The organism is Acinetobacter sp. CIP 102637 (genome assembly GCF_000368425.1).
GTDB lineage: Bacteria > Pseudomonadota > Gammaproteobacteria > Pseudomonadales > Moraxellaceae > Acinetobacter > Acinetobacter parvus.
The window spans coordinates 898790-925170 of sequence record NZ_KB849435.1; the positions used below are offsets into that span (position 1 = coordinate 898790).

Consider the following 26381-nt stretch of genomic DNA (forward strand, 5'->3'; position numbering starts at 1 on the left):
TTGAAAAATAAACCAATTCGAGATTACGCCTTTAACGAACCAAACCTTGCGGTTGTAAAATAATCAGGCAAGCACCGCAAACAACAACGATCCCACCTAAAATATCCCAACGCGTTAGCATGACTTGATCAACATAACGCAACCACATCAGGGCAGTAAAAATATAAATTCCACCATAGGCTGCATAAATACGACCTGATGCCGCAGGATGCAAAGTCAGTAACCAAACAAAGACTGCTAAGCTTAAAGCCGTAGGAACCCATAACCAATGCGACTTTCCTTGATTCAAAATTAAATAAGGAAAATAACAACCTAAAATTTCAGCAATTGCTGTGACGAAAAATAACCCAAATACTTTAAGTACTTGGGTTATCGAAAAAGAGAGTTCAAACATTAAGCAGGTTCAGCACTCGGGTTAATATGATCTTCAAACACTTCCAGTTTTAGACCTACCTCTTTGCCATCTTCTGTTTTCACAGATACTGCAACATTACCGCCATGCTCAGCCAACTCACCAAATAGAATCATTTCAGCAAGTGGCTTTTTCAAATGTTCCTGAATCAGGCGTTGCATTGGACGTGCGCCCATCAAACGATCATAACCATTGGTTGATAACCAGTCACGCGCACTTTGATCAACCTCAAGTACCACTTGTTTATCATCTAGTTGTGCCTGTAACTCTGTTAAGAACTTATCTACCACTGAATCAATGACAGTGGTTGGAAGTGCCTTAAATTGAATCACGCCATCCAGACGGTTACGGAATTCAGGTGAGAATGCACGTTTCATGGCATCTTGGTTATCTGCGCTGTGATCTTGCTCAGTGAAACCAATACTTGCACGTACAATACTTTCTGCGCCAATATTGGTGGTCAAAACAATAATCACATTTCTAAAATCAGACTTGCGACCATTGTTATCTGTCAACGCACCATGATCCATCACCTGTAGTAACAAGTTAAATACATCTGGATGCGCCTTTTCAATTTCGTCCAGCAATAGAACACAGTGCGGATTTTTATGGATTGCATCGGTCAACAAACCGCCTTGATCATATCCAACATAACCTGGAGGCGCACCAATCAAACGGGAAACCGCATGACGTTCCATATATTCAGACATATCAAAACGGACTAGCTCCACACCCAGTAGTTTTGCTAGCTGCTTGGTGACTTCTGTTTTACCCACGCCTGTTGGACCAGCAAACACAAAGCTACCCACTGGTTTATCTGGTGCTTTTAAGCCTGCACGAGATAATTTGATCGCTGATGCAAGTGCTGTAATCGCTTCATCCTGACCAAACACAACACGTTTTAGGTCACGTTCCAAATTCTCAAGTACAGTCTTGTCATCTTTAGATACTGTTTTGGGTGGAATACGGGCGATCTTGGAAACGATATCTTCAATGTTCTCTACAGAAATCATTGAACTATCAACCTCAGCTTTTAAACGGCGCTGTGCACCAGCCTCATCAATCACATCGATGGCTTTATCTGGTAAAAAACGATCATTGATAAATTTAGCTGACAACTCAACAGCAGCGACGAGAGATTTATCATCGTATTCAACATGATGAAAATCTTCGAACTTGCTTTTCAAGCCACGTAAAATTTCAATCGTTTCGCTTATACTTGGTTCATTGACATCAATCTTTTGGAAACGACGTGACAATGCATGGTCTTTCTCAAAAACCTGACGATACTCTTGGAAAGTTGTTGAACCAATGCAACGTAAGCTACCATTTGCCAAAGCAGGTTTGATTAAATTCGATGCATCCATAGTACTGCCCATACTTGAGCCTGCACCAATAATCATATGAATTTCATCAATGAATAAAATCGCATTTGGATTCTTTTTCAAAGCATTGAGCAATTGCTTTAAACGCTTCTCAAAGTCACCACGATATTTAGTCCCTGCAACCAAAGCACCAATGTCTAAGCTATAGACTTCAGCATTCGCAAGTGGTTTCGGGGCCTTGCCGTTAACAATCAACCACGCCAAGCCTTCTGCAATCGAGGTTTTACCTACACCTGGATCACCGACAAGCAACGGATTATTTTTACGACGTCGACATAAAATTTGTGCTGCACGCTCAATTTCTTTTTCGCGTCCAATCAGAGGATCTGTTTTACCCTTTTGCGCTTCGATATTTAAATTAAGTGTATATTGCTCTAATGGGCCCGCATTGGCAGAAGCTGCATTTTCACCCTCAATATCCTCAACTTCTTCCTCAACCTGAATCTCATCTTTACGGGTACCATGAGAAAGATACTGAGTTAAGGTCAAACGATTGATTTGATGACGTTTAAGCAAATAAACCGCAAAAGAGTCTCGCTCTGAGTACATCGCAACCAAAACATCTGCACCTTCAACTGTACGGTCTCCACCGCTGGATTGAACATGGAAAATTGCACGTTGCAGAATCCGATCAAAACTTTCCGTTGGATGAGGTGCCTGTTCACTGTTGTCACCAAGTTTCGGGGTATGTTGCTCTACATATTCCTCTAACTCCTTACGTAAAGTAACGATATCAGCGCCACATGCCTTTAACGCATTTACGGCCGAATCATTATCAAGCAAGGCAAGCAACAAATGTTCAACTGTCAGAAACTCATGTCTCTTTTGACGAGCCATGCTAACAGCCAAACGTAACGATACTTCCAATTGACGACTGAGCATGTAACCCCCTTATATCTTGGGCTCCATCAAAAAAAGACCTCTCTTTTAATGAAAAAGCGAATTATTAACTTGATCCGCCAGAGCTTCTGTAATTGCCATTTCATGTATGCCTACAAAGCTCTTGACTTCATAATCTACTGTTAGCATTAGTTGAGCATCTTGGTCAAGATTCAAAACATCGTATTGTTGTAAAAATTCAATTACAAAGAGAATAAGACTTATCTAATCGTTCAAAAAGACAGCAGATTTATTATTTATTTAAAGAATCACTGATTAATATTAACTTTTGATAAACTTACTCTAAGAGGAATATATTCCGCAATTACTTCGCTTTCCTTAACTCGCCACTCGAGCACAGCCTCGCCTTAGGTCACTTTCCCAACGCTGTTACTCGAACAGAGTTGCTCGTCTTACGCTCGGAACAAAGCTTCACTTTGTTTATCCTCTACCACTCGGGTATAACCCTCGTCTTGCGCAGCTAAAAAGCGTTGCTTTTTTTTAACGCTTTCACTCCCAACACAGTTGCTCGTCTTGCGCAGCTAAAAAGCTTCGCTTTTTTTAACGCTGCTCAGGTTCGATCTGACACAATAATGGATGTCCTTGAGAACGCGCATAATTATTCACCTGATTGGCTTTGGTCTCGGCAATATCCCTTGGATAAACACCAGCAGTGCCCTTACCTTCGTAATGAACGGTTAACATCACCTGATTTGCCTGTTCAAAGCTCATTGCAAAGTAGCTTTGCAACACCTCAATCACGAAGTCCATTGGTGTGTAATCATCATTCATTAAAACAACAACATAGAGCGGTGGCCGCTTCAATTCTGGCGGGGCTGTTTGCACAACCACCTCACCCTCATGATCCTCTTGCGAATCACCTAAACGTGGATTCAAGTGCCAGTCAACATAACCCGATTGATGAAAGGAATTTTTCACTTCACTTAAATTCATTTGACGTCTGTATCTTCGCATATTAAGTTCTTAATCTAAAAATTTACTGGGCATTTGCTTCAGCTTGAGGGATTTCCGACACGAAAGCAGAACTTACATCAACAGGCTTGCCACGCTGCCAGCTAAAACGTTTAATTACAGGTGTACCTGAACCTGATAAACGCACTTCGATAAATTGGGGTGTAAAGCCCTTTGGCATGGTCCATCGACCAGTCAAGCGCTCAAAGTCTTCAAAATTAAAGTTTTTATCCTCTAACGGTATATCCAGTATTTCAGTGTCCTTAATCAAACGTAATTCAACTGTACCCATTGCACGGCGTTTATTTGGACTCACCTGAACCAGATCCAGCTGATATTCAAAAGCATTTTCAGGAAGTGATTTAATCGCAAAATCCTGAACCGTTAAGCTTAGACCGCCACGCTGCCTAAGAATGTCACGATAAATGGTATTCATGCTTGCAAATTGCGCTTTATCTGCATTGGCCTGATTAATTCCCTTGAATAATTCCTCTGCATTGCCAACAGCCATATCTCGTTCTTGCACAGCGGCATTCAGGCTTTTGCTTACAGAATCGAGCGCGGCTTTTTGCTTCTGTACAACATCAACAAGTTGTTCTGCGTCCGCATCATAACCCACAACGGTTAATCCCTGACGATGACCGACAGTGTAACCAAGCATAAAACTGCTGCCAATAAGTAAAGTTGCAGCAATGACTAAAGGTAAATTCGTTTTGAGGAATTTATTTTTGTTAACGGAACTCTCTGGTAAAGTGGTCGGTTCAGCGTTTTCCATCATCATCTCTATCGTTATGGACTACATCAAAGCACACATTTAAATCCATATTTAAATGTGTGTGAAGTAAAAAAGCGTTTTTTATGGTAATAAACCGATACCATTCAAACCAGCAGCCTCATCAAAACCAAACATGAGGTTCATATTTTGCACTGCCTGGCCAGCGGCACCTTTCACCAAATTGTCCTGTGCAACCAAAATAATCAACTTATTTGGCTGAGGACGATATAAAGCGATTCGTAATTCATTGGCACCACGGACACTACGGGTTTCAGGCGAACTATTGGCTGGCATCACATCCACAAAGCGTTCATGCTGGTAAAAACTTTGGTAAAGTTCCTGCAAATCAGTTTGCTGGCCTTGCTCTGTCAGGTCTACATAAATGGTACTGAGCATGCCACGAATCATGGGCACTAAATGGGGTACAAAAATAAGCTGGTCAAACTGGCCCTGTTGACCTGAGATATTCTCTAGGGCCTCAACAATCTCAGGATGATGACGATGACCCGCAACCCCATAAGCCTTGAAATTATCCGCATTTTCACTATAGATCATGCCCAGGCTGGCTTTGCGACCTGCACCAGATACGCCTGATTTTGCATCAACAATAATGCTTTTTGTATTTATGAGTTGATTTTGCGCTTTTAACAAAGGCGCCAAACCCAATTGTACTGTGGTTGGATAACAACCTGGATTACCAATCACCTTGGCATTTTTAATTTTTTCACGATTAAGTTCACTCAAACCATATACTGAATCTTTCAATACCATTGGACAGCTATGTTGCATACCATACCACTTCTCGAATTGAGCTAAATCCTGTAAACGAAAATCAGCAGCAAGATCGATGACCTTTGTACCAGCAGCAATGAGTTCTTCAGCATGTTGCATTGCAACTCCATGAGGTGTTGCAAAAAACACAACATCACATTGCTTGAGCAGATCCAGACTAAGATCGGAGAACTCAAGATCAGTATGTCCACGTAAACTTGGGAACATATCCGCGACACGCTTTCCTGCTTCAGTTCGGGAAGTTAGAACACGCACTTGAGCTTGTGGATGTCTTAATAATAGACGCAATAATTCAACGCCTGTATATCCAGTTCCCCCAACAATTCCAACAGAAATCACGTGCTCTACCTCAAATGATATATGTACCACTAGTATGGCAGTTTGATGGGATTTTCACAATCCACAACCCTATAACTTATATAGTGTTTGTTATGTTTATGGCTTTATATATAACAAATCCAGAAATTCATGGAATCAGCACATACGGGATTTAATCACTGTAAAAGATTCGCTATTCAGCAAAAAACAGTGTAAAAGATATTTTTAAATCGTTTTACTGATGCCGATTTTACCACTGGTCAAAAAATACTATTGAATCATTGAAGTATTCGCATAGAATAAAAACCATGCGGTAATAATAAATTTCATGGATGCAAATTTTGGAGAGCGGGAATGCCTTCTTTGAGTGTAAAACAAAGAACATATCGTCATATTGGTTTAGGCTTAGGCACACTTATATTAAGTTCGGTACTCATTAGCTGTGGTAGTGGTGAAAGTAAGGCACGTATTGAGAATACCCCTGTTATTACAGTTCCAAAACCAAAGAATTTTGACATTAAAGTTCCTGTAGAAATGCGTAATGTCGTTGTTAAAGTTCTCGACAATACCGATAACTCCATCGTTCTTGAACAGACGTTAAGTACAACAACAAACTTGAGCCTTACATTACCAATAGTGCTTAATCGTAGTCATTTATATAGAGTTGAGATATCAACTCTTCCAAATTCACTAATCTATGATTTTATCAGTGGTCAGTATCAGAATTTTTCTATGACCTTACACGCACTCGTTGACGTTGATACTAGTAATCTAACTCAAAAAATTTTTATTAATCCAAGTTCTGAAGCTATTTATCAACGAGCATTAATCCGATCTGGACAACTACCTAATGAGCCAGAAGACCCAACACGCATTAGTTCACTACATCTAAAAATGGCATCTGGTGATGTAAGCATTGCTTTATTAAATGCTTTTAGTGGAATGGATATTCACAATCTTGAACCATCCTATTTATTAAGCGCTTTTACTCCACAAAATATGAATTTGGCTCAACAAGCCAATCTCTATACAACTACATATTTAAGTTTTGGCTATTTAAAGCAATGGGCAAATCAATTTCCAAATAATACCTTTACGGAATTTACCAAAAATCTGGCTATAGATTTACGGGATGGCTATCTGGATGCGAAAACAATTCGTGGAGATCAAGCAAATTTAAGCTCAATTATCCCTGCTGCTCCTGAAAATATTGATCCAGCTAAAAATACATTATTAAATATCACAGCCAATCAAAAAGTTATTCGAGATCAATATGGCATCTCATTAAAAGCAGCAGTATTTGAACTAGCAACTAATTACCAACAGCAAAACTTGAATCCGACAGGTTATGCCCTATTACAGCAAAAAAGCTACGTAGGTGAAGACCCCATACTTGAATCCACCTCCTCTTTCCGTGTTGCTGGTGCTGGTGACTATCGGCGTGCTGTTGGTTTTGTAGACACAACTGGAAGTTGCAATGACTCAAAATATCCATGTAAGCAAGGCATAACTGGCATCAATCTAGTCAACCCCAATCTACCCTCCATCGAGTACTTAATTGGTCATTACGAAGATAAATCGAATGGATGTCAGTTAAATATTCGTGCCAATGGGGCACTGGAGCTGATTAAGGATTCAAAAATGTATCGCTCAGTTTTGGATGCGGATAGTACGGATAATTTATTACAGCTGCCAGATCCAACAAAATCTGAATATTTACTGAACAGTAGTTCTCCTGAGCCAAATAATGATTCGTTAAAATATGCATTTGTACAGGTTCACATTAAGGCCAATCAGGTATTAAGTGCACAGGCAGGTTTCGATAGCCGTAAAGCACCTGATGAACAGTTACAAGAAACTCAGGCACAATGTAGTTTTAGCTAAACATACCACCACGCAGGCAACTGGATACTTTTCAATTGCCTGCGATGATGTAAATATTCTGGATCATGTTGACTTACGCTATTCCAGAACGCAGGACTATGATCAAAATGCCGTGTATGAACCAGCTCATGCACACATACTGCGCGGACATTCTGCTCAGGCATAAGAACCAATGCCGCATGAAGCATAATATCCTGTCTTGAACTACAACTTCCCCACCGTGTTTTAGGCTTTCGAATTGTACAACTTTGATAGGGTAAACCTATTTCCTGGCTAATTTGGGTTAAATATTCAGGTAAAAATTGTTTTGCATAGGCAAGTGTTGCAGCCTGTAAAGCCTTTCCAGGGTGTTCATTTCGAATGAACAAAATATGTTGTACCCAGTCGAACTTAAAAATATTGCGTTGTTGCTGATGAATAATTTGAAATGGCTGTAAATGATAAAATAATTTAATCTGTTCTGGAAAAGCAGCTGTTAAATTCAATTGTTTTTGCTGTTTATCCCAGGTTTCAATCAGCCATTGCTCTGATTGATTTAAAAACTGCTGAATCTGTTTCTTGGTACAAAATAAAGGAACTGTTAAACGAATACCTGTCGGTTCAACACACAGGCGCAAACTTCGCGCGCTGGCATGTCGAATCATTTTAATTTCAGGTAATTGAGCTTTTAATGAAACCTGAGGCATTACTGGGCTGTGCGTTCTTCAATACCCTGATTGGTTGCCACAATGGCAATACTGGCAGGGTTTAGTGCAAAAATACCATTGGTCACCACACCTGGGATGTTGTTGAGCGTTTTTTCCAATTCGATGGCATTTAAGATATTGAGATTAAAAACATCCAGAATTACATTACCATTTTCAGTGACAACACCCTCACGGTATACAGGATCCCCACCCAGCGCAACAATCTTGCGGGCAACCGCAGAACGTGCCATTGGAATAACTTCCACAGGCAATGGAAAGTCACGTCCCAATTGCCCCACCCATTTTGAGTCATCCACAATACATACAAACTTCTTGGCAATTGAGGCCACAATTTTTTCACGGGTCAAGGCTGCGCCACCGCCTTTGATCATATGCATATGACGGTCAATTTCGTCTGCACCATCGACATAGGCATCCAAACCACCCACCGAGTTCATGTCAACCACTTCAATCCCAATTTTTTTCAGCCGCTCAGCCGTTGCATTGGAACTCGCCACAGCTGCTTCTAACTGCAATTCAGGCAATAAATCAATTAAAAAATTGACGGTACTTCCTGTTCCTACACCCAAGATGCCGCCTTTGGGCAAATGTTTCAATGCCGCTTTTGCCGCAGCCTGTTTTTTTTCATCTTGGGTTGCATATAGACTCATGACTTCACTCAACTATTTTGACATTTGCTGCAAGAAAACAGCGCAAATGCACAGGGGTTTGCTACAATGTTCACCTATTTTAAACTATTATAGGGAAGATGAACATGCTGTCTCGTGTGGTACGACAAATTTTACAAGCAACGGTTTATGATGTTGCGATTGAAACACCGCTTGAAGCAGCTCCACGAATTAGTCAAAAAATTAACAATAACATTCGATTTAAACGTGAAGATTTACAGCCTGTATTTTCGTTCAAACTGCGCGGTGCCTATAACCGTATCAGCCAACTTCCCAAAGATCAATTAGAGCGTGGTGTGATTTGTGCCTCTGCGGGTAACCATGCGCAAGGTGTGGCTTTATCTGGAAAAAAACTCGGCATCCCTGCCATTATTGTTATGCCAAGTACCACGCCAGACATTAAGGTACAAGCAGTAAAAAATCTGGGGGGTCAGGTTGTCCTGCACGGTGACAGTTTTGATATTGCCAATAAATATGCCAAACAACGTGCTGAAGCTGAGGGCCTAGTCTTTATCCCTCCTTATGATGATGAACTAGTGATTGCTGGTCAAGGCACGATTGCCAATGAATTACTGCGTCAATGGCGTGACGTGGAATATGTGTTTGTTGCTGTAGGTGGTGGTGGTCTGATTGCGGGTGTCGCCGCCTATTTAGGTGAGGTTGCACCTCATGTCAAAGTGGTCGGGGTTGAATATGAGGAATCCGCCTGTCTAAAAGCCGCACTTGAAAGCAATGAACGTGTGATTTTACCGCATGTGGGTTTATTTGCGGATGGTACGGCGGTAGCCCAGATTGGTGAATTACCATTTAAAATGATTCGCTTAATGAAATCAGACAGCTCAGGTCCGATTGTTGAACCTGTTATTGTCACGGTTGATACAGATGAAATTTGTGCGGCGATTAAAGACACATATGATGAAAACCGCTGTATTGTTGAGCCATCAGGCGCAATGGCATTGGCTGGAATCAAGAAATATGTGGCAGAACATCAATTAACAGACAAGAACATGGTGTCAATTGTTTGTGGTGCCAACATGAATTTTGATCGTCTGCGTTATATTGCAGAACGAACTGAATTGGGCGAGCGTAAAGAAGCGATTTATGCGGTTACCATTCCTGAGCAAAAAGGTGCTTTCCTGCAATTCTGCCGTGCCCTGCAAGGCCGCAACATCACCGAGTTTAACTATCGGACCAGTGACAGCAATCAGGCACAGGTTTTTGTCGGGATTAGCCTGAAAGGTGGTGAAACTGAACGTCACGAAATCCATGAATTACTCAAGCAACAATATGATGTTGATGACTTATCGGATGATGAAGTTGCAAAGCTACATATTCGTTACTTGATTGGTGGTCATGCCAATCTTGAAAATGAACGTTTATTCCGTGTTGAGTTTCCAGAACGCCCAGGTGCCTTGCTGACTTTCCTTGAACGTTTAGGCCCAACACATAACATCACCCTGTTTCATTATCGTAACCACGGTGCCGCTGAAGGACGTGTACTGGTGGGGCTACAGGCGACTGATGCCAAACAGAATCCTGATGGCCTGATTGAAACACTGGAACAGATTACCTATCCATATGCAGAAATCAGCAACAATATCGGTTATCAGCGCTTTCTTAAATAAAACGGATCATCAGCTAAAGCCGACCATGCGTTGGCTTTACTTTTATTACAGTACGATCTTTTCATATTCACTTTTTTTGACGCCAACAAAATCATTACAAACAGACCAACTGTTCCATCTTAGAATAAATAAAAAGATATTTTTATCATTTAGTTAAGGATAGATATGGCACAATTTGCAGTGATTGGTTTAGGAAGTTTCGGTGCAACTGTTGCGCTAGAACTCACTCGACTAAAACATGATGTCATCGGTATTGATACCAATAAGCGCAATGTTGAAAATATATCGGATCAGATCACCCATGCCGTTATTGCAGATGCAACTGATGAACACGTCTTGGATGAACTGAATATTCAAAATTGTGATGCCGTTGTTGTCGCAATTGGTGAAGATATTGAAGCAAGCATTCTATGTGTTTTAAACCTGAAAAATTTAGGCGTAGAAAGAATATTGGTAAAAGCTAAAACTAAGGCTCACCACACCATTCTGTCACATTTACACGTCAGTAAAATTATTCATCCTGAAGAAGATATGGGAATCCGTGTTGCTCAGGCACTTAATTATCCGATGGTCAGCCGTTATATGGATTTAGGCGACGAACATTATATTGTTAAGCTTCATGTACAGGATAAACTCAAAAATGTAAACCTATCAGGCATTCTGCAACAGGAGCCACATATTAAGTTATTGTTATTGAAACGGAATCAACAGGTGATTTATGAAACCGATAGCAATTTTACTTTACAGGCAGGTGACATCCTGATTTTAGAGGGTTCACTGCATCATCTTAAAAAACTCTCAGGATGTTTCTTATAAAATGGCAATAAAAATAAACTCCCAGAAGATATTCAACCTGAGTCCACCCTCACTGTTGGCAATCGGTTTTCTTAGTTTTATTGTGCTTGGGACAATATTATTGAAACTGCCTTTTGCCAATAATGGCAATGTCAGCTGGATGGATGCCTTGTTTACTGCCACTTCTGCGGTAACGATTACAGGTTTATCGGTGGTGAATCTAAGTGAATCATTCAACCATTTTGGGCAGTTTATTATCTTGTTACTAATCCAGTCTGGTGGTTTAGGTTTTATGACCTTTGCAATTTTGGCGGCATTAAGCCTTGCCCCAAAACTTGGTCTAAAACAGCAAATGATGGCACAGGACAGTTTAGGACAAACCAGTCTCTCCAAAGTGACTTTTGTCGCCAAAGGTGTAGTGATTTATACCCTGTTTTTTGAACTAATTGGCGTGGTTATATTAACTGCCTCATTTACGCCCATCTACGGTTTTGCACGTGGACTATATTATGCAGTTTTTTACAGTGTTTCCGCTTTTAACAACGCGGGTTTCTCATTATTTGACAATAACTTAATGAGCTTCCAGAGCCATTACCTCATTTGCCTCACCATCAGTTTACTATATACCTTGGGTGGAATTGGCTTTCTGGTTTTAATTGACATCAAGCAAAATAAACGCTGGAGCAAACTTACACCGAACAGCAAACTGATTCTCAGTACAATCGCCATCCTGAATCTAGTGGCTTTTGTTTTAATTTGGCTATTAGAATCCAATAACCCACTGACTTTAGGTTCTATGAGTCTGGGTGAACAAGCCATGAATGCCTGGTTTCAGGCCACAGTTCCCCGCTCTTCTGGTTTCAATACCATTGATACAGGTGCGATGGAGCATAGCACCGCCTTACTCACCATGTTGCTCATGTTTATTGGTGGTGGTTCCCTGAGTACAGCAGGCGGCATTAAAGTGGGCACTTTCGTTATTCTGGTGTTATGTGTGATTTCATTTTTAAGACGCAATGAGGAAATTCGCATTTTCAACCATTCTGTATCACAGGAAACTACCTATAAAGCCCTTGCGGTCACCGCAATTACAGGTATGTTAGTGTTTATCGGCTGTTTTACAATTTTCTTACTTGAACCTAAACTGGATGCACTTGACCTGATGTTTGAGGTGGTTTCGGCTGCATGTACTGTGGGCCTGTCGCGTGGCGCAACAAGTGAACTGCATGATGGCAGTTTATTTGTCTTAAGTTTATTGATGTATACAGGCCGTTTGGGTCCACTGACCCTTGCCTACTTAATTGCAACGCCAAAGAAAAGCCGTTTAAAACATGCCATCGCCAACATTCAGATTGGGTAAATTGTCCAAAAATTGAGGCGAGCTAGAAAATTGATATATTTTGCTCAACCACAAGGGCTTGTCTACAAATCCCCTCGGCTTGGCGTTGCTGCTCAAATACAGTTTTAGACATGACGTCAAAATGATCACAAAAACTGATTTCATGTTCATCTATGGAATAAATCAAGGACTGATTTCCAACGCAGCCCAAAGTGTCATAAAATACAATCACAAATTTACCCGCTTCAAATGCCTGTTGAATCTCTGTATAAGTCAAGGCAGCCCGAATGGGAATCTGTAGGCGTCGTGCATCAATATAGCTTTGCTGTTCTTTCTCATCAATATTTGGGTCAGGATCAGTATACAGCGACACTTCAAATCCCAATTTTTTCAGGGCCACAGCCAAGGCAATGGTAAATGTTCCCTCTTCCTGATCATGGCGACATAATTGAATCAGGTCAGCAATATCAATATGGGTTTGATATTGCTTTAAGATCAGCCAGACCGCAAACACCCCACAATTTGCTTCAAGCTGCAACAATGACTCAGGAATATTTAAACTCATTTAATACCAATTCATCAAAGAAACGCCTAAACCCGCATAGGTCGCACGATGGTTATAGTCAATCAGGCTTTCACCATATCCATCAAAGAGTTGTAAATGACCACGCAGTTTGCCCTTGATTGGAAATGCCCAGTCAAACTGCACCGCGCCATGTGATTTATCACCACCTTTAAGGGAATGACGCAGCATAAGAGAAAAGTCATTTTCTCCCTTGCGATAAAATGCGGTTAAATCACCACGACCAATATAATCCTTAATATCAGGATTATTATCATCTTTGGCATTTTCTTCGACACGGTACCAAGGGCGTAACATCAACGCAAAATTATCTTTTTCAAACCCTAAATTAAAAATTACACGGTTCCAGCTACGCGACAATGGATCAGAACGACCATTGGATTGATGGTTTAGGGTAACCCCGAGCAAACGTGCGTTTAGACCTAAAATTTCATAATTGGTTCTAAACATTAAACTTGCTTCAGGTTCATAATTGGTCTCACGAAATGGACGTGATTCCTCAGAGTTGTAAACCTGCCAACGCGAAGACTGAGTATAACCTATCCATAAATCTCCATTATTACCCAGGATGTTTTCCCACGCCTTGGTCTTAAAGGAAATCTGGAACTTTGCCTCACTAGAGGTTAATTCTTGTTTCTCATTGACGGTATTTTGTGGGTTTGGGCTGCTTGGAAATTCATTCTTATCACTGGTCCAGAACACTGGCAGTAAATAAACAGGTTGATAGGCACGAATATTCCATACGCCCAACTTACTTTCTTCTGACAGCTCCCAACGGCGATCCAGCAAGGAAACATTCGGATCAAACTTAGGCGCAGCACCCAGCAAATGTAGGTCACTGAGTTTTTGAACCACTTTATCCTTTAAAGATTCAGGCTTGTTTTTTTCATTGGTTTCAGCAACAGGTACAGATGTGGCAGCAATCACAGGTTCAGCCACCTGAACCTGTGGCTCAATAATGGTCGGTGCTTTAAAAAGCGCATCATAACAAGCCAGACGTTCAGCATTTGAAGCCAATGCCACACAGGCTTCAACTGTTGCAGGACTGGCTGGCGCCGTTTCCTGTGCATGGGTAAATGACGTGGTTATAGAGCTTAGTATAGCCACCACACTAAGCTCCAAATGACCCCGATTAAAAGATTTGAACGCCATACTTTTCTCCGATTCTTATTTTAATTGACCTGTTGGATACTAAATCCGAGTTGCTGTAGTTCTTCACGTTTTGCAAATGGTGCAACCACTGCTTTCACAGGTTTTTGTTGCAACAAATACTGTTTTGCCACACGGTTTAAATCATCCAGAGTCACATTTAACAGGCGTTCACGTAGCATTTTACGGAATTTCGGTGTACGGGCATGCAGCAACGCATAACACGCTGTAATTGCCTCACCAGCAGGTGAACCAGGCTTATCCATACTGGCAACCAGACCTAAAATCGCCTCTTCAAGTTGATGCGGCTGCTGTTCTGTATTCAGCAACCATTGCACGCTGGCTTCAAAATCATTAAATGTTTCCGCCAATCGTGGATCACGGTAGCTATAGAAACGGAATGAGCAGGCATTGCCATCATAACTGGCTCCACCACCATAGGCTCCACCTTTTTCACGGATGGCACTATGCAAAAAGCCATTACGCAGGTAGGCAGCCAACACCATTAATGGTGCAGCGTCAGCATGGGCAACATCAACTGCCTGATAGGCGGAAGCACAGAACTGCACATTAGTCTGGATTAGCCATGCTTCATCATTTTTTGTATTGACTTGTTCAACTTGAGTTAAAGTGACAGTTTCTCTATTGACTTGTAACTTATCCCAGACGTTTTGCACCTCTTCCACTAAACGGTCAGAGTGATGCTCTTCACACACCAATAGGAACTGTTTAGGAGCCTGCAATAGTTTACGATGAATTGCCTGTAATTCAGCAATTAATGCATGATAGGCATCTTCATCCTGATCAATCTTAGTGACTAAATCACTCAGCCAGTTCAGCGCACCCAAACCTGTATTGTGATAGTCACGGCGAGCCAAGGCACTCATTTGACGTGAAGCCGCCTGCATCGCATAGCTATGTCCTGAACCAGACAAACGTGATTGCCAACGGGTTTTCCGCTGCTGCAATAATTCGATGATACGGTCTTTCTCATCAAAGCGAAGCTGTTCAAATGCCAGTTTTAATAACTGAATGGCATCAAGCTTCTGCGTTAATGACTTGGTAGTTAGCGTCAGCCACGCACTGATCCGATCCTTATTATCTACCTTGCTGCGTAGCGATGCCCCCATACCCAGTCCACCACTGACTGCGGTCTGGAGTTGCTGCAATTCAAGATAGTCATATTCACCCGCACCCACTTCGCCCATCAAAATTGAAAGTAAGTTGAAATACGGTGACTGCACAATGTCGTCAGGAATTTGAATCAAGACCTGTTGGTAATAAATGCCATTAGTCCCTGCATGGTAAAGATTTAATGGTGTATCCAGACCATTACAGATAATTTCACGCAATTGACCTTGCACAATATGCAAGTCTGCTGGCACATCTTCCAGTCCTACTTTTGGCAATAGCTCAAGATCATCAGGCGTATCTTGACGCTTTTTCAATGCCTCAGTTTTTTCCTGAATCTCGATTTTCTGGGCTTCGGTTAGGTTTGCGGTAATCTCAGCCAAACGAGCCTGTTCAGCCTGTTGCTCTTTCACTGATTTAGTTGCATCAGGAACCAAAGTCATTTGTACACGGTGCGGATTATCCAACAAATGAATTTGAATTAAATTAGACAACCACATTGGGTCTTTCAATTCTTCCTTAACCTGTTCAATCGCAGAATCCACATCCCAGACATGAATCGGGTCATTGTGGTGAATGGCACTGCCCAAACCATTTAGGATCAGGCTTAAGCCATACGGTGTGCCATCGCCATTGATTTCACGCTGATGCAATTCAATCTGATGCAGAATTGCATCGACCAAATCGGTATCAACAGGCTTGGATGCAACGTCCTGTAGAATGTTTAATACGCCATTCTTAAAGTTTTCAGCATATTCTGCATTTGAACCTTGTACGCCACAATAGAATGTCATTTCAAAATTACTGTCATCCACACCCATCAATGGCCCTGTAGACTGTGCATAGCCACAGGTTTCCAGATAATGACGCAACGGCGAAGCTGAATTTTCCAGCAAAATCCCCTCAACCAGACGCATGCCTAAACGCAGCTTAATATCGCTGGTTTCAGGCAATAACCATGACATCACATGAAAGGTCTTGTCTTTCAGGTCTTCACTATCCACCGCATAGGATTCAGTCACCTCAATGGGAGCGGTTAAACGCTTCTCAGGTGTGGAATATAAAGTCGTTCCTTTGGAAAACTTATGTAAAGCCAATGTTTCAAACTGTTCCTGTAAATCATAAGCATTTTGATTGCCGAAAGTCATAAACACCGCATTACTTGGATGGTAATGGGTTTTATAGAACTCAACCAATTGCTCATAGCTTAAATCTGGAATTTCTTTTGGATCACCGCCAGAGTTGTAGTGATAGGTGGTTTCAGGGAATAAATGATAGGCTAGTTGATGATAAAGCTGATCGGTTGGCGAACTCATAGCCCCTTTCATTTCATTAAATACAACACCTTTATAAACCGCCTGATCATTCTCTAACTCAATACGGATTCCCTCCTGGGCAAAATCCAGAGGATTCAGGTTTGCGGCAAAGGCAGCATCTAAATAAACCGACAACAGGTTTTGAAAATCTTTCTTGTTCTGCGTTGCAAATGGATAAGCCGTCCAGTCTGCCGCGGTAAAGGCATTCATAAAGGTATTCAATGAACGGCGAATCATTAAAAAGAATGGATCGCGGACTGGAAACTTCTCAGAACCACATAAAGCGGTATGCTCTAAAATATGTGCGGTTCCCTTTGAATCCATCGGCTGCGTTCTAAATGCCACCAAAAATACATTTTCATCGTGATTTGTGGCCAAATGGTAGTGAACAGCACCAGTTACTTTATGTTTATATTCTGAAACGTGAATATCAAGTGCTTCTACATGGTGTTGACGTAATAGCTGAAACGCAGGGTGAATGGTTTGAGTAATGCTTTCAGAAACATCGACAGTCATGTGATCTCCAATTTATCTATTTAATTAACATTCTTGATTATAGAGAGTCTACCGAAGAATATGCACGGATATCCATGTAAATTGGTATGTTTTTGTAGAAAAATTCAGCAAGCAAGGTGTGATGGTCAATGCATTGGTGTAAACTTTAGCTTTTGATTTTTACTGTGATGACAAACATGGCAACTGTTGATCTTTTTGCAATTGGAAATGCACTCATTGACCAAGAATTTAAAGTTTCTTATGAGTTTTTAACACAGCAGGCTTTGCAAAAAGGCACAATGCAGTTGACTGATGGCGACACTCAGGCCGCTTTATATCAGCAATTACAAGATACTCAAAGCTACAAGGGTCAAGCCAGTGGTGGTTCAGCAGCGAATACTACGGTTGCATTCAGTGCTTTAGGTGGTACAGCTTTTTATGGATGCCGTGTTGGTAACGACGAACTGGGTTCAATTTATCTGAATGGTTTAAATGATGCTGGTATCCAGACCACAACCCAATCAATCAGTGAAGGCGTAACAGGAACTTGTATGGTACTGATCAGTCCTGATTCAGAACGTACTATGCACACATATTTAGGCATTACCGCTGAATTAACTGCTGAACAAATCGATTTTGAACCGTTAAAAACTGCAAAATGGCTCTATATCGAGGGTTACTTATCAACCAGTGATACGGCGCGTGTCGCGGTTAAGCAAGCACGTGAACTTGCCAAATCACATGGCGTTAAAATCGCCCTCTCACTGTCTGATCCTGCAATGGTGCAATATGCCCGTCAAGGTTTGGAAGAATTACTGGATGATGGCGTTGACTTACTGTTCTGTAATGAGCAGGAAGCGTTGATGTTTACCAATACAGAAAATCTTGATGATGCCATTGCAGCATTAAAATTAAACAATCAGCATATCGTCATCACGCAAGGCGCCAATGGTGCGGTGATTATTGATCCAGCCCAACAGTTCCATGTGGCTGGACGGCATGTTGATGCTGTGGATACCAATGGTGCAGGTGATGCCTTTGCGGGTGCATTTTTATATGCCATCAATGCAGGTCTCAGTCTGGAAGCGGCTGCCCAGCTTGCCATTTTAATTTCCAGTGAGGTTGTTGCTCAATTCGGCCCACGTTTGGCCGTCGAAAACTACGCCAAGCTATTCGAACAATTCAAATCCACACAACAGGAATGTGCATAATATGGAAAAGATTTGCATGACTGAAGAAGTTCCTGAACGTGAAGCACGTGCATATGACACCATGAAAGGAAAGACTATCTTCATCACCCAGCGTGACGGACAATTTTATGCCTACAATAATCTTTGTCCGCATTTGCAAACTGAGCTTGAATATCTGGAGAATCAATTTCTGGATCAGGACGGTGAATATATTCAATGTTCTACACATGGTGCCTTGTTCTCTGTAGAAACAGGTGAATGTGTTTCAGGACCATGTCTAGGTGAATTCCTTGAAAAAGTAAATTTGGAAGTACACTCTGATGGTGGTATTTATATTGATTAGTGCCTAAATCATGAATTCTGCGATGACTGAGTTTTTTTTAAATTACTACCTTATGCCATTTCACATGAGCGTGGTGGCTTTGATTTTGCTCAGCATTGCGGAAACAATTGGCATCTTTATTGGGTTGCGCCCAAGTCATCTGGTTAAAAAGCTGACACCTGAATGGTTACTTAATTCACCGCTACTCGATGTTAAATTCTCCAAGTATCTCATCTTTGTTTTTTTACTGATCAATTTCAGTTTTGCAGGTTATTTCTTAGAGCTTTCTTTTTTTGCCTTACAGCATTATTTCATCTCACCTTACTACTTATTTGTTCCTGCTTTGATTATCGACATCTTTTTTACTGTGTTTATGATTCATTGTCTTGACCAAGTGATTAAACCTAAAGTCACACATTCACATATCAATCTAGTGGGTCGCTTAGCAACAATCTCAACGGGAAATGCACGTCCAGGCTTCTCTGCGCAAGCACGTGTTCGCAATGAATTTGGTCAACTGTATTATGTACAAGTAGAGCCAGAATATGGTGAATTAGAGTTACAATCCCAAGTGTTGTTAATCAGTCAGAAATCTAATTCGTACTATATTGCTAAAAAAATCTCCATATCAAATAAGCTATTCACCGCAGAGTAAGACCTATATCGTTAAAATTTTGAGCACCCCACCCAAAATTACAATATGTTACAAAAAGAAAATTTATAAATATTGCAATTCCCTCTTCCATTTTCATCAATCTATTGATCTAACTTTGAGACCAAAATGAAGGATGATATTTCACACATTTTTTAAACCAAACTCTACCAATACACTAGGTTTTGTGCAGAATCCATTATAAAAATTACTTAATTATGCAATCAACTCCTTAAATGATTGTAAATATTATATTTTTTATATCTATACTATTTTAGTTGGTTTAATTTTCTTAAATTAATTATAAACCAAACCTTTTTAATCAGATTTAAAAATATAAATACAACTGTTTTAATCAGTTTTTTAAATTAATTCATATTATTTTAGTTGGGTAATAATAATATTTCAAAATTTGATCAAAATTTATATAATTAATTGATTTTTATAAATAATATTAAATTAATTCATTTTAAAGACCTTAAAGGTTTATTTTTAATAAATTTTAATTAATAATGTGTAACATCTTTAAAATTATGAGGCTGGCTCGATGAAGACAAGTTCTCAAGACCCAAACCGAAGATTAATCTGGGAAATAGCAATTATTCTAATTATTAAAGTTGCAATTCTTATGCTGATTAAACATATCTGGTTTGATGCCCCAACCATTCCAAAAGATTTTAACAATCAAGTTGCCGAGCGTATTGCTGGTGACCTACCCAACAATCAGGAGACACGTTGATGATTTCTGAAAGCGTGGTCGATCTTTCGCGGTTCCAATTCGCAATGACCGCAATGTATCACTTTCTTTTCGTTCCTCTCACTCTAGGTCTGGCGTTTATACTTGCCATTATGGAAACCACTTATGTGATTTCTGGTAAAGAAATTTACAAAGACATGACCAAATTTTGGGGGAAACTCTTCGGGATTAACTTTGCCTTAGGTGTAACTACTGGTCTAACGATGGAATTCCAGTTTGGTACCAATTGGGCTTATTATTCTCACTATGTAGGCGACATCTTTGGTGCACCGCTTGCAATTGAAGGCTTAATGGCTTTCTTCCTAGAATCGACTTTTATTGGTCTATTCTTCTTTGGCTGGGATCGTCTTTCTAAAGTTCAACACTTAGCTGTAACTTGGCTAGTTGCGATTGGCTCCAATATGTCTGCCTTGTGGATTCTCATCGCAAATGGTTGGATGCAAAACCCTGTCGGTGCCGCATTTAACTATGAAACCATGCGTATGGAACTTGTAGACTTCGGAGCGTTGATTTTCAACCCTGTTGCGCAGGTTAAATTCGTTCATACCGTTTCCGCTGGTTATGTCACAGGTTCAATCTTTGTACTTGCGATCTCAAGTTATTACCTGTTAAAGAAACGTGATTTACCATTTGCACGCCGTTCTTTCGCAATCGCCGCAATTTTTGGCTTAGCTTCAACCCTATGCGTCATCTTACTGGGTGATGAATCGGGCTATGAGCTAGGTGATGTTCAAAAAACCAAACTTGCTGCAATTGAAGCTGAATGGCATACAGAACCTGCCCCAGCCGCATTTACCCTGTTTGGTATCCCCAACCAAAAAGAAATGCGTACCGACTATGCAATCAAGATTCCATATGTTATGGGTATCATTGCAACACGTTCTACCGATAAACAGGTCACTGGTATCCATGACTTGATGAAAGAACACGAAATTCGTATCCGTAATGGTATGGTTGCATACAGTGAGCTAGAAAAGCTTCGTGCAGGGGATCGTTCTCCTGAATTGCTTGCTTCATTTGAGAAAAACCAGAAAGACTTGGGTTATGGTCTTTTATTGAAAAAATATACACCAAATGTGGTCGATGCAACTGAAGAACACATTCAGGCAGCAACTAAAGATACAATTCCAAACGTAGCTGCATTGTTCTTCTCATTCCGTGCAATGGTTGCTTCAGGCTTCCTAATGCTCTTGCTCTTCATTCTTGCAACTTGGGCTGTGGCTAAACGTAATGCAGAGAATAAACCTTGGTTACTTAAATTTGCATTATTTGCTTTACCACTACCTTGGATTGCAGCACAAACGGGTTGGTATGTCGCAGAAGGTGGTCGTCAACCTTGGTCAATCGGTGAAATCCTGCCAACACATCTATCTGCTTCAAGCGTAAGTACGGGTGATGTATGGGGTTCAATCATTGCACTTGCCGCGTTCTATACCGTACTTCTTATTATTGAGATGTACTTAATGATCAAATTTGCTCGTTTAGGTCCAAGTTCATTGCACACTGGTAAATATCATTTTGAAAAACTAGCTGCAAAAACTGGGGAGGCTCAATCATGATCGAATATGAACTCCTAAAAATTATTTGGTGGGTATTGGTTGGTGTATTACTGATTGGCTTTGCCCTCACTGATGGTTTTGATATGGGCTCAATGGCGCTGATGCCATTTGTAGGTAAAACTGATTCTGAAAGACGTGCTGCAATCAATACGATTGCACCACACTGGGATGGCAACCAAGTCTGGTTTATTACCGCTGGTGGTGCACTTTTTGCCGCATGGCCAATGGTTTATGCTGTCGCTTTCTCTGGAATGTATTGGGCATTACTACTCGTTCTATTTGCGCTATTCCTCAGACCTGTTGGATTTGACTATCGTTCGAAATTAGAAAATACTCAATGGCGTACTTCTTGGGATTGGGGTCTGTGCATTGGTGGTGCTGTACCAGCACTAGTATTCGGTGTTGCATTTGGTAACTTATTTTTGGGCGTACCATTTAGCTTAGACGACACCTTACGTTCTCAATACACAGGCAGCTTCTTTGCATTATTGAATCCGTTTGCACTGATTTGCGGTATTGTGAGTTTGTCGATGTTATGTGCTCACGGTGGTGCATGGTTAATGCTTCGTACTGATGGTGATTTACATAACCGTTCAGCTAAAGCAACTCAAATTATGGCAATCGTATTCCTTGTATGTTTCTTAGCAGCTGGCGCTTGGTTATTCTTTGGAAATATTTCAGGCTATAGTTACGCTACTGCTGTGAATACTAATGCTGCATTAAACCCACTTGCAAAAGAAGTTGTAACAAATGCAAACCATGGTTGGTTGAATAACTACTCAACCTATCCAATTACTATGGCTGCACCAATTGTTGCAATCCTAGGTGCATTATTGGTTATTCTTAGTGCTGGAAAACGTAAGGCAGCTGCAAGTTTTACAGGTACGAGTCTGATGATTGTGGGTGCGATCTTAACTGCTGGTTTTGCATTATTCCCATTCTTATTGCCATCAAGTATCGATCCAACATCAAGTTTAACGATGTGGGATGCTGTTTCTAGTCACAAAACTCTTGGTGTAATGACTGTTGCTGCTTGTATTTTTGTTCCTCTCATTGTGATCTATACCTCTTGGTCTTATTACAAAATGTGGGGTGTCATCACTAACAAACACATTGAAGAAAATTCACATAGTTTGTACTAATGAGGAGATGTGAAATGTGGTATTTTGCATGGATTCTAGGCGTTTTGATGGCGTGCTTCGCAGGTGTACTGAGTGCGCTCTATATCGAACACCATCAAGATTTAGATGAGGAATAAGTAATGGCTGAAGCAATGACAACACCGAAGAATAGTAAGGCACAAGTGCTTGCAATGACCGTTTCTTTTTTGTTGGCATTGCCCCTTGCTGCCATTTTATTGGTACATCCTGCATTGATGCTGGATGCCAATGGTCACTACAACCACAGTATGCTGATGCTCGTCATGGTCGGTATTTCTGGCGGTTTTATTCATGGTGTTGGGTTTATACCAAGATTTTGGTTATGGAAATGGTTATTTAGTCCCTATATTGCATGGCCTCTGATGATCTTAGGCTATTATATTTGGATTGGTAATTAATCTTTAACAAATCAAATAAAGAGGAAGCATGGCTTCCTCTTTATTTGTGTCGTTTTGAATGATCATTTAATAATACACAAAGTAATTACAATGTAATTTAAAATATTGAGTAATAAAATTTTTAATTTATAATCAATAGACTATATGATCGCCTTTTTCATTTCAATTAACTGAATTGGTACCAACGGCTGACCTACATTTGCATTTACAGGATAAGGCGCTGTATGACCTGTAATTTGATAACCACGACGCTGATAATATGCGATTAACTCAGAGCGGACATCCAAGACATACATAATTAAATCTCGAACTTCCGAACAACTCTGTGCAACATATGCTTCAACATAATTGAGCATTTGTTTGCCATATCCTAAGTTTTGAACCGATGAATCAATCGTAAAAGTTCCAATTTCAACAGAGTTATGATCAATACTTAGTCCAATACAAGCAACTAACAAACCTTGTTCATTCTCGCCAATAAACAGTTTAAAATTTGATCGGCTCAAGTCTCCACTCAATTGCTCATTGGTAATCCGTATTCCATCTACAAATGCTTTTTCAGTGGTCCAACTTCGCTCAGATTGAGCCCGATCAGCCAAATTGATTCATTCAACCAATTGCGCTACATGATCAATTTTTGCAGTTCTAATGTTTAAAGACATTTCTATTTTATACGCTCAATAAAAAACCGATGATAACATCGGTTCTTTTACAGTTGAGCAATTAGTTCGTTTGCCCTGCTAACCACGCCATAAATTTTTGACGCTCAGCTTTCGATGCTTTTTGCCACAACTCTACTAATTGCTGATCTGTGGTTTTTATATTGCCAGATACTACCGTTGTTGCTGTTACAGCAACAGGTGCTACATTTGTTGTCGAAGCTGCATAGACGGGTGCAGGTTGATTCACAACATTATTTTTATTTTTTTGGGTTAAATCTAAGGTACGAGCTAATAAACTATTACCTGAAAACCACGGTTGAGCTTCATTATTTGCACCTGTTTGCTGGACTACAAGTTTTTTACTTTGATCATATAAAGCAACCGTAGGCTGTTCAGCAAATTTTTTTGCTTGACTAAAGTCTTTTGGAGCATTTACGAGTGCCAAATTATAAGTTTGATTATCTTTAAGATCTGTTGTTTGAATTGTTACCACACCAGATTTCACAATATCGTGTTCACCATTTAAGTGTTCAAAATATTCACGGTAACGAACATTTACCGTTAAGTTCCCAGGATCAACTTGATAGTTATTTTTCTTTGAAGGAATTAAACCATTATTTACTTCTTGACCATTTACCGCAAGAATCACGATTTCTTCAGGTGCAGTGATTGTGACTGCTGAAAAAACTGAACTACTCAATAATAACCCGAAAGCAGCAACACCAACTCTTAAAGACATTAGACTCTTCTCGATATAAACAATTTATGAAATCGTAAGCACTATGCTCTGCGATTATGACCATTTTATGACATAAAACAAAACTGTCTATTCCAAAAAATTGGCTTTTTTAAGATATATACATCAATTCTAATGCTAAGCGCCATAGTTCTTTTGGCGAATATAAACCTTAAATAAAAAAAGAGCACATTGAGTGCTCTTTTTAATGGTACATATATTTACTTAGTTAAAAGTTTTAAAACGTGCAGCGTCATCCATATAGGTTTTTTCACCAGCAGCCGCCTCAATAGAACCGAATACTAACTGCGCACGTAGCTTCCAGTTTGATGGAATATCAAAAGTTTCAGCCACTTCGGCATCCACGATGGGATTATAGTGCTGTAATGATGCACCAACACCAATCTCAGATAATGCTGTCCATGTTGCGAACTGTGCAATGGCACTTGAATGTTCAGACCAAACTGGGAAGTTATCCGCATACAATGCGAATTGCTCTTGTAAGCCTTTTACAACATCTTGATCTTCATAAAATAACGCTGTACCAAAACCTGCTGAGAAACTATCAATTTTCGCGCTAGTATTTGCAAATGCTTCTGCTGGAACCATTTTACGTAAAGTTTCGCGAACAATTTCCCAAAATTTATGGTGTGATTCACCATATAAAGTTACAACACGTGAAGTTTGTGAGTTGAATGATGATGGGCTGTGTTTTACTGCTTCGCGAATTGTTTCTTCAATCGTTGCTTGGTCAACGGTAAGATTTTTACCAATTGCATAAATGCTACGACGCGATTTAATGCTATTTAAGAAGTTACTCATGTTGTTATTCCTACTTTATGCTCTTTGAAGCGTTATCTTGGATTAAATGTAGTGTATAACGATGCATTTTTTAGGAATAGTCTAAAAAACATGACAGATCGTTTTATTTTTGAAACACTTATCAGCACCTAAAAATATACCGAGTATTTCACTTAAATATTCTTTCACTCCATTATTACTATCGCCCAAAACCTGTGAGTGCATCAGATCTGAAGCTGATGCGTTGTATGAATGAATTACATATGCAATACCCTTTTGCAGGTAGCCGTATGATGCGTGATTTGTTGAATCGTCAAGGACATCCTATAGGACGACGTCATACACGTACTTTAATGAAGAAAATGGGCATTAATGCGTTATATCGTAAACCAAATCCAAGTCAGGCCAATCAAGCTCAGCGTAAATATCCATATCTGCTCAAAGGATTGAGTATTCAGCGGAGTAATCAAGTGTGGGCAACGAATATAACATATATCCCTATGGCAAAAGGCTTTGTCTACTTATGTGCTGTGATTGATTGGCACAGCCGTAAGGTGCTTGTGCATAGGGTATCGATCTGAAATCTTTAATACAGACCAAGGCAGTCAATTTACCAGTGATGCATTTATTGAAGCATTGAAATCAAATGACATCCAAATCAGCATGGATGGTAAACTTGCGCAGTATACTGCTCATGGATTGATAATGTGATGGTTGAACGGTTATGGAAAAGCGTTAAATATGAAGAGGTGTATCTCAAAGCCTACAGCAATGTTTTGGATGCGAAGAAGCAATTAAACGCATATTTTGAATTTTATAATTTGAAACGACCTCATTCGAGTCTGGACAAAATGACTCCAGATGAGTTTTCCTATGACCAGCTACCACAACAAAATAAGGTAGCTTAACTAGAGCAAAA

Annotated in this window: 25 protein-coding genes and 1 pseudogene; 13 read left to right on the forward strand and 13 right to left on the reverse strand. The window is 40.2% G+C overall.

The window, feature by feature from the left end:
• Positions 1 to 31 precede the first annotated feature (31 nt).
• The 5 genes from F967_RS07325 to argC form a co-directional block, all read right to left on the reverse strand.
• A complete protein-coding gene (locus F967_RS07325) occupies positions 32 to 394 on the reverse strand; it encodes a YnfA family protein (protein WP_004761131.1) in 363 nt (120 codons plus the stop codon).
• The gene (gene clpA, locus F967_RS07330) at positions 394 to 2679 is read right to left on the reverse strand and encodes an ATP-dependent Clp protease ATP-binding subunit ClpA (RefSeq protein WP_004799109.1); all 2286 of its coding nucleotides are present in this window, start codon (positions 2677 to 2679) and stop codon (positions 394 to 396) included. The genes F967_RS07325 and clpA overlap by 1 nt, the downstream gene beginning before the upstream one ends.
• Before the next feature lie 558 nt (positions 2680 to 3237).
• Positions 3238 to 3651 carry an ATP-dependent Clp protease adapter ClpS gene (gene clpS / locus F967_RS07335; protein WP_171062104.1) on the reverse strand — a complete coding sequence of 138 codons (414 nt, stop codon included), beginning with the start codon at positions 3649 to 3651 and terminating at the stop codon, positions 3238 to 3240.
• A gap of 22 nt (positions 3652 to 3673) precedes the next feature.
• Positions 3674 to 4423 carry a DUF6776 family protein gene (locus F967_RS07340; RefSeq protein ID WP_004677325.1) on the reverse strand — a complete coding sequence of 250 codons (750 nt, stop codon included), beginning with the start codon at positions 4421 to 4423 and terminating at the stop codon, positions 3674 to 3676.
• 81 nt (positions 4424 to 4504) lie between these two features.
• Positions 4505 to 5554 carry an N-acetyl-gamma-glutamyl-phosphate reductase gene (argC, locus tag F967_RS07345; RefSeq protein ID WP_004799110.1) on the reverse strand — a complete coding sequence of 350 codons (1050 nt, stop codon included), beginning with the start codon at positions 5552 to 5554 and terminating at the stop codon, positions 4505 to 4507.
• Positions 5555 to 5887: 333 nt separating this feature from the next.
• Here argC and F967_RS07350 point away from each other — a divergent pair, with 333 nt between their 5' ends.
• Entirely contained in the window at positions 5888 to 7417 is a 1530-nt protein-coding gene (locus tag F967_RS07350; RefSeq protein ID WP_004799111.1) for a hypothetical protein, read from the forward strand.
• On the opposite strand, the gene F967_RS07355 is transcribed toward F967_RS07350, so the two are convergent.
• Together F967_RS07355 and rpiA are read right to left on the reverse strand one after the other, a co-directional pair.
• Positions 7414 to 8103: a YgjP family zinc-dependent metalloprotease gene (locus F967_RS07355; RefSeq protein ID WP_004799113.1), complete on the reverse strand. Its 690-nt coding sequence runs from the start codon at positions 8101 to 8103 to the stop codon at positions 7414 to 7416. The two genes, F967_RS07350 and F967_RS07355, sit on opposite strands and share 4 nt — an antisense overlap.
• Entirely contained in the window at positions 8103 to 8774 is a 672-nt protein-coding gene (rpiA, locus tag F967_RS07360) for a ribose-5-phosphate isomerase RpiA (RefSeq protein ID WP_004799115.1), read from the reverse strand. The genes F967_RS07355 and rpiA overlap by 1 nt, the downstream gene beginning before the upstream one ends.
• Positions 8775 to 8872: 98 nt before the next feature.
• Between rpiA and ilvA the strand changes: the two genes are divergently transcribed.
• The 3 genes from ilvA (at position 8873) to F967_RS07375 (ending at position 12572) form a co-directional block, all read left to right on the forward strand.
• A complete protein-coding gene (gene ilvA / locus F967_RS07365) occupies positions 8873 to 10417 on the forward strand; it encodes a threonine ammonia-lyase, biosynthetic (protein WP_171062102.1) in 1545 nt (514 codons plus the stop codon).
• A 165-nt stretch (positions 10418 to 10582) separates the two neighbouring features.
• Entirely contained in the window at positions 10583 to 11233 is a 651-nt protein-coding gene (locus F967_RS07370; protein WP_004799117.1) for a potassium channel family protein, read from the forward strand.
• A gap of 1 nt (position 11234) precedes the next feature.
• Positions 11235 to 12572: a TrkH family potassium uptake protein gene (locus F967_RS07375; RefSeq protein WP_004799118.1), complete on the forward strand. Its 1338-nt coding sequence runs from the start codon at positions 11235 to 11237 to the stop codon at positions 12570 to 12572.
• A gap of 22 nt (positions 12573 to 12594) precedes the next feature.
• Here the strand turns inward: F967_RS07375 and F967_RS07380 are convergent, their stop codons facing one another.
• Genes F967_RS07380 through F967_RS07390 form a run of 3 tightly spaced genes read right to left on the reverse strand, consistent with a single transcriptional unit; the run spans position 12595 to position 17246 of the window.
• Positions 12595 to 13116: a cysteine peptidase family C39 domain-containing protein gene (locus F967_RS07380; protein ID WP_004799120.1), complete on the reverse strand. Its 522-nt coding sequence runs from the start codon at positions 13114 to 13116 to the stop codon at positions 12595 to 12597.
• On the reverse strand, positions 13117 to 14286 hold the full coding sequence (locus tag F967_RS07385) for a phospholipase A (protein ID WP_004799121.1): 1170 nt from the start codon (positions 14284 to 14286) through the stop codon (positions 13117 to 13119).
• 20 nt (positions 14287 to 14306) lie between these two features.
• The gene (locus tag F967_RS07390) at positions 14307 to 17246 is read right to left on the reverse strand and encodes an insulinase family protein (protein ID WP_004799122.1); all 2940 of its coding nucleotides are present in this window, start codon (positions 17244 to 17246) and stop codon (positions 14307 to 14309) included.
• A 176-nt stretch (positions 17247 to 17422) separates the two neighbouring features.
• Here F967_RS07390 and F967_RS07395 point away from each other — a divergent pair, with 176 nt between their 5' ends.
• The 8 genes from F967_RS07395 to F967_RS07430 all read left to right on the forward strand — a co-directional run bounded on the left by F967_RS07395 (position 17423) and on the right by F967_RS07430 (position 23263).
• Positions 17423 to 18436, forward strand: coding sequence for an adenosine kinase (locus F967_RS07395; RefSeq protein ID WP_004799123.1), 1014 nt, complete (start codon positions 17423 to 17425; stop codon positions 18434 to 18436).
• A 16-nt stretch (positions 18437 to 18452) separates the two neighbouring features.
• Positions 18453 to 18758 carry a Rieske (2Fe-2S) protein gene (locus tag F967_RS07400; RefSeq protein WP_155756419.1) on the forward strand — a complete coding sequence of 102 codons (306 nt, stop codon included), beginning with the start codon at positions 18453 to 18455 and terminating at the stop codon, positions 18756 to 18758.
• 22 nt (positions 18759 to 18780) lie between these two features.
• A complete protein-coding gene (locus F967_RS07405; RefSeq protein WP_171062621.1) occupies positions 18781 to 19392 on the forward strand; it encodes an OB-fold-containig protein in 612 nt (203 codons plus the stop codon).
• Positions 19393 to 19936: 544 nt separating this feature from the next.
• On the forward strand, positions 19937 to 20128 hold the full coding sequence (gene cydP, locus F967_RS07410; protein WP_004799125.1) for a cytochrome oxidase putative small subunit CydP: 192 nt from the start codon (positions 19937 to 19939) through the stop codon (positions 20126 to 20128).
• Entirely contained in the window at positions 20128 to 21705 is a 1578-nt protein-coding gene (locus F967_RS07415; RefSeq protein ID WP_004799126.1) for a cytochrome ubiquinol oxidase subunit I, read from the forward strand. Before cydP ends, F967_RS07415 begins: the two co-directional genes overlap by 1 nt.
• On the forward strand, positions 21702 to 22847 hold the full coding sequence (gene cydB / locus F967_RS07420) for a cytochrome d ubiquinol oxidase subunit II (protein ID WP_004799127.1): 1146 nt from the start codon (positions 21702 to 21704) through the stop codon (positions 22845 to 22847). The genes F967_RS07415 and cydB overlap by 4 nt, the downstream gene beginning before the upstream one ends.
• A gap of 14 nt (positions 22848 to 22861) precedes the next feature.
• Positions 22862 to 22963, forward strand: a complete 102-nt coding sequence (gene cydX, locus F967_RS13765) for a cytochrome bd-I oxidase subunit CydX (RefSeq protein ID WP_004653762.1) — start codon at positions 22862 to 22864, stop codon at positions 22961 to 22963.
• A 3-nt stretch (positions 22964 to 22966) separates the two neighbouring features.
• Complete coding sequence (locus F967_RS07430) at positions 22967 to 23263, forward strand: cyd operon YbgE family protein (RefSeq protein WP_004799128.1); 297 nt, start codon at positions 22967 to 22969, stop codon at positions 23261 to 23263.
• Positions 23264 to 23403: 140 nt separating this feature from the next.
• Here F967_RS07430 and F967_RS07435 read toward each other — a convergent pair whose 3' ends face one another.
• The 3 genes from F967_RS07435 to F967_RS07445 form a co-directional block, all read right to left on the reverse strand.
• Positions 23404 to 23868, reverse strand: a complete 465-nt coding sequence (locus F967_RS07435) for a GNAT family N-acetyltransferase (RefSeq protein ID WP_228127279.1) — start codon at positions 23866 to 23868, stop codon at positions 23404 to 23406.
• 118 nt (positions 23869 to 23986) lie between these two features.
• Positions 23987 to 24664, reverse strand: coding sequence for a YccT family protein (locus F967_RS07440; protein ID WP_004682093.1), 678 nt, complete (start codon positions 24662 to 24664; stop codon positions 23987 to 23989).
• Positions 24665 to 24886: 222 nt separating this feature from the next.
• Positions 24887 to 25483 (reverse strand): nitroreductase family protein, encoded by a 597-nt coding sequence (locus F967_RS07445; protein WP_004682094.1) that lies wholly within the window; start codon positions 25481 to 25483, stop codon positions 24887 to 24889.
• A gap of 173 nt (positions 25484 to 25656) precedes the next feature.
• Between F967_RS07445 and F967_RS14175 the strand changes: the two are divergent.
• A pseudogene (locus F967_RS14175) lies at positions 25657 to 26370 on the forward strand (integrase core domain-containing protein); the annotation flags it as partial.
• Positions 26371 to 26381 lie beyond the last annotated feature (11 nt).

What these genes read in the sequence shown, in the direction of transcription:
- clpA (WP_004799109.1), bottom strand. Translation starts at nt 2,679, where the DNA reads ATGCTCAGTCGTCAATTGGAAGTATCGTTACGTTTGGCTGTTAGCATG.
- F967_RS07440 (WP_004682093.1), bottom strand. Translation starts at nt 24,664, where the DNA reads ATGTCTTTAAGAGTTGGTGTTGCTGCTTTCGGGTTATTATTGAGTAGT.
- clpS (WP_171062104.1), bottom strand. Translation starts at nt 3,651, where the DNA reads ATGCGAAGATACAGACGTCAAATGAATTTAAGTGAAGTGAAAAATTCC.
- F967_RS07370 (WP_004799117.1), top strand. Translation starts at nt 10,583, where the DNA reads ATGGCACAATTTGCAGTGATTGGTTTAGGAAGTTTCGGTGCAACTGTT.
- F967_RS07385 (WP_004799121.1), bottom strand. Translation starts at nt 14,286, where the DNA reads ATGGCGTTCAAATCTTTTAATCGGGGTCATTTGGAGCTTAGTGTGGTG.
- rpiA (WP_004799115.1), bottom strand. Translation starts at nt 8,774, where the DNA reads ATGAGTCTATATGCAACCCAAGATGAAAAAAAACAGGCTGCGGCAAAA.
- F967_RS07405 (WP_171062621.1), top strand. Translation starts at nt 18,781, where the DNA reads ATGACTGAGTTTTTTTTAAATTACTACCTTATGCCATTTCACATGAGC.
- F967_RS07400 (WP_155756419.1), top strand. Translation starts at nt 18,453, where the DNA reads ATGACTGAAGAAGTTCCTGAACGTGAAGCACGTGCATATGACACCATG.
- cydB (WP_004799127.1), top strand. Translation starts at nt 21,702, where the DNA reads ATGATCGAATATGAACTCCTAAAAATTATTTGGTGGGTATTGGTTGGT.
- F967_RS07350 (WP_004799111.1), top strand. Translation starts at nt 5,888, where the DNA reads ATGCCTTCTTTGAGTGTAAAACAAAGAACATATCGTCATATTGGTTTA.
- F967_RS07395 (WP_004799123.1), top strand. Translation starts at nt 17,423, where the DNA reads ATGGCAACTGTTGATCTTTTTGCAATTGGAAATGCACTCATTGACCAA.
- F967_RS07445 (WP_004682094.1), bottom strand. Translation starts at nt 25,483, where the DNA reads ATGAGTAACTTCTTAAATAGCATTAAATCGCGTCGTAGCATTTATGCA.
- F967_RS07355 (WP_004799113.1), bottom strand. Translation starts at nt 8,103, where the DNA reads ATGCCTCAGGTTTCATTAAAAGCTCAATTACCTGAAATTAAAATGATT.
- F967_RS07375 (WP_004799118.1), top strand. Translation starts at nt 11,235, where the DNA reads ATGGCAATAAAAATAAACTCCCAGAAGATATTCAACCTGAGTCCACCC.
- F967_RS07430 (WP_004799128.1), top strand. Translation starts at nt 22,967, where the DNA reads ATGGCTGAAGCAATGACAACACCGAAGAATAGTAAGGCACAAGTGCTT.
- cydP (WP_004799125.1), top strand. Translation starts at nt 19,937, where the DNA reads ATGAAGACAAGTTCTCAAGACCCAAACCGAAGATTAATCTGGGAAATA.
- cydX (WP_004653762.1), top strand. Translation starts at nt 22,862, where the DNA reads ATGTGGTATTTTGCATGGATTCTAGGCGTTTTGATGGCGTGCTTCGCA.
- ilvA (WP_171062102.1), top strand. Translation starts at nt 8,873, where the DNA reads ATGAACATGCTGTCTCGTGTGGTACGACAAATTTTACAAGCAACGGTT.
- F967_RS07380 (WP_004799120.1), bottom strand. Translation starts at nt 13,116, where the DNA reads ATGAGTTTAAATATTCCTGAGTCATTGTTGCAGCTTGAAGCAAATTGT.
- F967_RS07340 (WP_004677325.1), bottom strand. Translation starts at nt 4,423, where the DNA reads ATGGAAAACGCTGAACCGACCACTTTACCAGAGAGTTCCGTTAACAAA.
- F967_RS07325 (WP_004761131.1), bottom strand. Translation starts at nt 394, where the DNA reads ATGTTTGAACTCTCTTTTTCGATAACCCAAGTACTTAAAGTATTTGGG.
- F967_RS07415 (WP_004799126.1), top strand. Translation starts at nt 20,128, where the DNA reads ATGATTTCTGAAAGCGTGGTCGATCTTTCGCGGTTCCAATTCGCAATG.
- F967_RS07390 (WP_004799122.1), bottom strand. Translation starts at nt 17,246, where the DNA reads ATGACTGTCGATGTTTCTGAAAGCATTACTCAAACCATTCACCCTGCG.